Source organism: Methanoregula sp., from assembly GCF_049686655.1.
Taxonomy (GTDB): Archaea; Halobacteriota; Methanomicrobia; order Methanomicrobiales; family Methanospirillaceae; genus Methanoregula.
The window spans coordinates 1-5,614 of record NZ_JBAVIG010000066.1; the positions used below are offsets into that span (position 1 = coordinate 1).

The following is a 5,614-nucleotide window of genomic DNA, read 5'->3' on the forward strand; positions in this document are numbered from 1 at the left end:
TCTGGTGCGTTGTTATGTATATTATTTAATTCATCGAACAAAGATATCTCTTTAAGACGAGGAGATAAATTTGCCTCCATAGAATTTATTAAACTAATAGAACCGACGATTCCCTATTCGGGGCACTATCAAAATAAAACAGTATTATGGGATTATATTAAAGAAAAGTCGAGTCCCGGTGTAATTTTTGATTTGAGAAGAGAAATAAAAAGCCTAGAGAGAGAAATAGATACGTTAAAAAATGAAAAATGGTATATTAAGATTATTCCATTAGTAATTTCTATCTTCGCGCTTATTGTAGCAATTTACAAATTATTGCAAAAATAATTTTTTCCAATTTTCATTTGATAATATTTCTTCTGATGGTGAAACAAATAATCAGTTTCACCTCACCCCATTCTCATTATGTCTCATAAAATTTCATTAAAAATTATACGATAAAGCTCATCTATATAGCCGGCACCCACAATGTGACTCTCTAAAGATCCGGCAGTCTCTGGTAATTCCCTCAGCATCGCACCCCCGGGGGGCCTGCCCACGCGGCTGGGGGCGAAAGCCCCCAAAGAGCGTCACTCTATAAAACACACACGCTGCAATCCTGCCCCCCGCACGGAATATTATCAATCTTCCACTTCAGCGCCCACATCTTGATACCACGGATCACATCCACCAGCTCAAGCCCGCTTTTAGTTAAAGTGTACTCACTCCGCACCGGAAACGAAGACGCATCCACCTTCTTGGTAACAATCCCCTCCGCCTCAAGCTCCCTAAGACGCTCCGACAAAATCTTCTGCGTGATATCCCCCAGCGAATCCTTCAGCTCTGAAAACCGGCGCGTATGCTGAGGACCCTTGTACAATTCAAGAATAATTAACAAAGTCCACTTCTTTGTCAGGTACTTCACGGTCATGTTGACCGTACACGCTTCGTCCATGGTATGGTTTCTGAAACTCTTTTCTATTTAATCTTGGTATCCTAAAGATACTTTGTAGTAAAAACATACGAAAGGAGTCTGACAATGTTCTGTTACCAGTGCGAAGAGACCGCGAAAGGAACCGGCTGCACCGTCAAAGGTGTCTGCGGGAAAGAGGCAGCGACCGCAGGACTCATGGATGTCCTGATCTACCTGAACAAGGGAATCGCCGAGCGCAACATCGCCGCAGCAAAGTCTGGCAAAGACAACCGGGAGGCCGGCATGTTCATGGCCGAATCCCTCTTTGCCACCCTGACCAACGTGAACTTCGACGACCAGCGGTTCCGCGAGCTGATCGCACAGGCCATCGCAATCCGGGACGCACTCCCGAAGAGCGGCGCGAACGAGCCCGAAGCCTGCACCTGGACACCGAAGAACGACGCCGACGTCGCGGCAAAGGCAGCGCAGATCGCAGAAGCGGCGAACAAGAACGATGACGTCTCCTCGCTCCGGGCCCTGCTCCTCTTCGGCCTGAAAGGCGTTGCAGCGTACTACCACCACGCGGCCGTGCTCGGGTACACCGATACGAAGGTCACGGACTTCATGCAGAAGGGGCTCGCCTCCACCCTCCACGATCTCCCGGCCGATGAGATGACCGCGCTCGTGCTCGAATGTGGTGGAGTCGGCGTGACCACGCTCGCCCTGCTCGACACCGCGAACACGAAGAGTTACGGCAGCCCGGAGATCACGTCCGTCAAAACCACCACGCTGCCGCGCCCGGGCATCCTGATCACCGGCCACGATCTGAAGGATCTCCAGCAGCTCCTCGAACAGTCGAAGGACAGCGGCGTCGACATCTACACCCACGGCGAGATGCTGCCGGCCAATGCCTACCCGGCGTTCAAGAAATACAAAAACCTCGTTGCCAATTACGGTTCTTCCTGGTGGCACCAGAAGGAGGAGTTCGAGAAGTTCAACGGCCCTATCCTCGTCACCACGAACTGCATCGTTCCGCCAAAGGACAGTTACAAGGACCGGATCTACACCACGGGACCGGCCGGGTTCCCCGGCGTGAAGCACATCACCGCAGATAAAACCGGGAATAAGGACTTCTCATCAATAATTGCCCATGCAAAAACCACCCAGCCGCCGCAGGACCTCCACGCACCCGGCCGGGACCTCATCACAGGCTGTGCCCACGGTGCGGTCCTTGCGATCGCCGGCACCGTGATCGATGCGGTGAAGAACGGTGACATCAAACGCTTCGTGGTCATGGCAGGCTGCGACGGACGCCACGCAGAACGGGACTATTACACGGAGTTTGCAAAGGCCCTGCCAAAGGACACGGTGATCCTGACTGCCGGCTGCGCAAAGTACCGGTATAACGGCCTCGACCTCGGGACCATCGGCGGGATCCCGCGGGTCATCGATGCCGGCCAGTGCAATGACTGCTACTCGCTCGTCGTGATCGCGCAGGCCCTTGCCGGTGCGTTCAGGGTTGGCATCAACGAGCTGCCGGTCTCCTACAACATTGCCTGGTACGAGCAGAAGGCAGCCCTCGTCCTCCTCGCCCTGCTGAACCTCGGCGTGAAGGATATCACGCTCGGGCCAAAACTCCCGGCATTTGTCTCGCCTGGCGTCCTGGACGTCCTCGTAAACAACTTCGGGATTAAGAAGAACAGCACCGTGGAAGCAGACCTCCCCCGGCTCGTTCCCGGCATCTGAACAAAAAAGAACGCTCTGACTCGGAAAATATCCCCCCGCCGCGTAGGGGAGGACACGTTTGAGGCAGAATTCCCGCCCGGATACCCGGCACAATTATCGCATGAAAGACTAAAAAAGTCCTCGTGCGATGCACCGGTTGCCGGATAGTGCAACCCCGGGAAATTATTATACACTTTTGGCAAGACCGCGAGACAGATATTCTTTCCCCGCCACACCTTATGCATCATGGGACGGCGAACAGGTATCGCATATACAACCGGGGGGACTGGGGGGCGCGATCTCGAAGAGCAGTCCATCGCCACGATAGGGCGCTGTCTTGCCGGTAAGCGCAGGGCTTCTGCCATGTGGGAACTCCTCGTCAACGATGCTGAGGTGAAGACCCTCTGGCAGATGGCCGATTTTGTGGCCACTACAAAACTCGGGATGAACGATCACGGGGAGACACATGCGAAGGTCGCCACTGCGTCGGCACTTACCATGCTGGACCTTCTTGAGGGTTCGGGGGTGCAACCGGATATCGTTGCCGGGGGACTTGGAGACGGTGATGATGCAGCCCTCGTGGTCCTTGTCGCCACGCTCTGCCATGATTTCGGCAACATGGTCCACCGGATCGATCACGCCGACCTGAGTTTAGTTCTTGCAGTCCCGGTGCTCGACCGGTTGCTCCCGCGAGTCTACCCGGATGTGGTCAGGAGGACAACAGTAAAATCGTTCATCCTCTCCGCTATGTACTCCCACCATGGGGAACCAAAACCGCTCACGATCGAGGCGGCACTTGTCTGTATCGGGGATTCGACGGATATGACAAAAGGGCGCGGGCGGGCAGCCTTCGAACGCGGGAGCATCACCATTCATTCGGTCTCGGCCCTTGCGATCGACCGCGTGGAGATCCGGAAGGGAAATGACAAGCCAATCGAACTCCGTATATCAATGTCCAATTCCGCGGGAATCTACCAGGTGCAGGAGATCCTCGCCCCGAAGGTCAGGGCCGGGCCGCTTTCCGGGTACGTGGATGTCATCGCGATCACGGATGCATGTGCAGGAGATTATGAGCACCGGATTGTCGGGGGAATCCGGATGGAGGGAGGGAAATTTGTTCCCTGTTCATAAAATGCACACGAGGTTTTCTTTCACGGAAAAAGCACGGTAACCCCGGGGACCGGAAGGTTTTCTCTGTTTCCTCTTTTTTATCGGTCATCACAAACGGAATATAGTTGCCTATTGAGAGGTATGGCGAAAATAATGATGTGATCGGACGATAAGGAAAGAATAATGATGGGGAGTGAGGATGATATGAAATCACGGTATGGCTGGATCGAGATCGACCATGTGCGTTATGATCATGACGTAATCATCCATACCGACAGGAGCGTCTCGAAACGGTCCAAGAAAAAATCCAAAAAACTCAAAAACAGCTACGGCCACACGCCGCTCGCCGATCATGAACTGTCATTTCTCGACGATGAGTGTCCGCCGGTCATCTACATCGGGACAGGGCAGTACGGGGACCTGCCTATCACAACCGAATCCCATGGCATACTCCGGCATTTCGAGACGTTTATCCGGCCGACACCGGAGATCCTCACCCTTATTGAGGATGAATCACGATCGTTTGCCGCTGTAATCCATGTATCCTGTTAGGCATCAGGAAGACGGGTAGCCGGGTATTATACCATAACAATATTTCATAATGTTTCGTGCCATAAGTATCTGGAGAAATTTTAAGATGATTCCCGGACCTGATCGCAGATCGTAGATTGAACCCGTGGTTACCAGAACCACAAAAGATGCGTTGATCTGACCATCTGGAACACCGGAGAGATAATGGTTCGGGAAAAATTTTCAGTTGATCTCAAGACATCCCTGCTCCTGGTATTTCTTGGCACTCTCGCCATAATGATAATTTTTGAGCTGGTAAAACAAACCCTGATTCCGGATATCTCCGTATGGGGATCGCATATTATCACCATCCTGTTCACGAGCTGCCTTGCAATTATCATAGCGTATTTTACCTTCCAGTCACTCCATGACGCACACCAGAGCGCCTCAAAGGAACTTGAAACAAGAATTGCTACTGAAAAAGAACTTCAGGCAGCATTTGAACAACTGATGGTACAGGATGAACAACTGCGGCACCAGTTCGTTGAAATGGAGAAAAGCCAGCGTGCACTTTCTGAAAGCGAGGCTGAGTACCGCACTATCCTGCGGACTGCCATGGACGGGTTCTGTATCGTTGACACGATCGGTTCATTCATCGATATGAATGACGCGTTCTGTAAAATACTCGGGTATAACCGCGAGGAGACGCTTACCCTCTCGTTTTGTTCAATAGAAGTCAATAAAACCCCGGAAGATATCGCCCGCCATATGGAAGAGATCGTCAGGAAAGGCGAAGACCGGTTTGAGACCCGGTACCTGCGTAAAGATGGCAGGATCATTGATATTGAGGTCAGTGCGGTCTTCACCGGGACTCGTGACGGGCATCTTATCACATTCCACCGGGATATCACCGACCGGAAACGGGCAGATGAGGCCCTGAACCGCGCGAAGAGGAAACTGAACATCCTCAATGTTACTACCCTTACTGATATCCAGAACGCAGTTTTTTCCCTCTCCGCGTATTTCGAACTGGAAAAAATAATCCCGAAAATTACGGACAATGAAAAACACCCGCAGTACCTGGATATGCAGACCAGGATCGTCCAGACAATTACGGATTCACTGAAATTTGCAAGATTATACCAGAGCCTGGGATTAAAGCCCGCTGCATGGCAGAACGTCCAGCACTCTTTTTTGTTTGCGATATCGCATCTTGATCTTTCGAAGGTATCCCGGAGACTCGATGTCGGAGGACTTGAGATCTACGCCGATCCGCTCCTTGAAAATGTCTTTTTTACGCTTCTGGAGAATGTTGTAATACACGGGAAAACTGCAACAGAGATCAGTTTGAGGTATTACGAATCACCGGAAGCACTC

At 51.9% G+C, this 5,614-nt stretch carries 6 protein-coding genes; 5 read left to right on the forward strand and 1 reads right to left on the reverse strand.

What is annotated here, in order from left to right; translation table 11 throughout:
- Positions 1 to 327: hypothetical protein (locus WBL42_RS09380; RefSeq protein ID WP_424721009.1), on the forward strand; the 327-nt coding region annotated here is incomplete at its 5' end.
- Between the two features lie 247 nt (positions 328 to 574).
- On the opposite strand, the gene WBL42_RS09385 is transcribed toward WBL42_RS09380, so the two are convergent.
- On the reverse strand, positions 575 to 934 hold the full coding sequence (locus WBL42_RS09385) for a winged helix-turn-helix transcriptional regulator (protein WP_424721010.1): 360 nt from the start codon (positions 932 to 934) through the stop codon (positions 575 to 577).
- Between the two features lie 84 nt (positions 935 to 1,018).
- Here WBL42_RS09385 and hcp point away from each other — a divergent pair, with 84 nt between their 5' ends.
- From hcp to WBL42_RS09405, 4 genes are all read left to right on the forward strand, one after another.
- On the forward strand, positions 1,019 to 2,638 hold the full coding sequence (hcp, locus tag WBL42_RS09390; RefSeq protein ID WP_424721011.1) for a hydroxylamine reductase: 1,620 nt from the start codon (positions 1,019 to 1,021) through the stop codon (positions 2,636 to 2,638).
- Between the two features lie 225 nt (positions 2,639 to 2,863).
- Positions 2,864 to 3,748, forward strand: a complete 885-nt coding sequence (locus WBL42_RS09395; RefSeq protein WP_424721012.1) for a hypothetical protein — start codon at positions 2,864 to 2,866, stop codon at positions 3,746 to 3,748.
- Positions 3,749 to 3,910: 162 nt separating this feature from the next.
- Positions 3,911 to 4,279 carry a hypothetical protein gene (locus tag WBL42_RS09400; RefSeq protein ID WP_424721013.1) on the forward strand — a complete coding sequence of 123 codons (369 nt, stop codon included), beginning with the start codon at positions 3,911 to 3,913 and terminating at the stop codon, positions 4,277 to 4,279.
- A 183-nt stretch (positions 4,280 to 4,462) separates the two neighbouring features.
- Positions 4,463 to 5,614, forward strand: a 1,152-nt coding sequence (locus WBL42_RS09405; RefSeq protein ID WP_424721014.1) for a PAS domain S-box protein, incomplete at its 3' end; no start/stop codon positions are given.

Coding starts and splice junctions, on each gene's coding strand:
- WBL42_RS09385 (WP_424721010.1), bottom strand. CDS start 934: ATGGACGAAGCGTGTACGGTCAACATGACCGTGAAGTACCTGACAAAG.
- WBL42_RS09400 (WP_424721013.1), top strand. CDS start 3,911: ATGATGGGGAGTGAGGATGATATGAAATCACGGTATGGCTGGATCGAG.
- hcp (WP_424721011.1), top strand. CDS start 1,019: ATGTTCTGTTACCAGTGCGAAGAGACCGCGAAAGGAACCGGCTGCACC.
- WBL42_RS09395 (WP_424721012.1), top strand. CDS start 2,864: ATGGGACGGCGAACAGGTATCGCATATACAACCGGGGGGACTGGGGGG.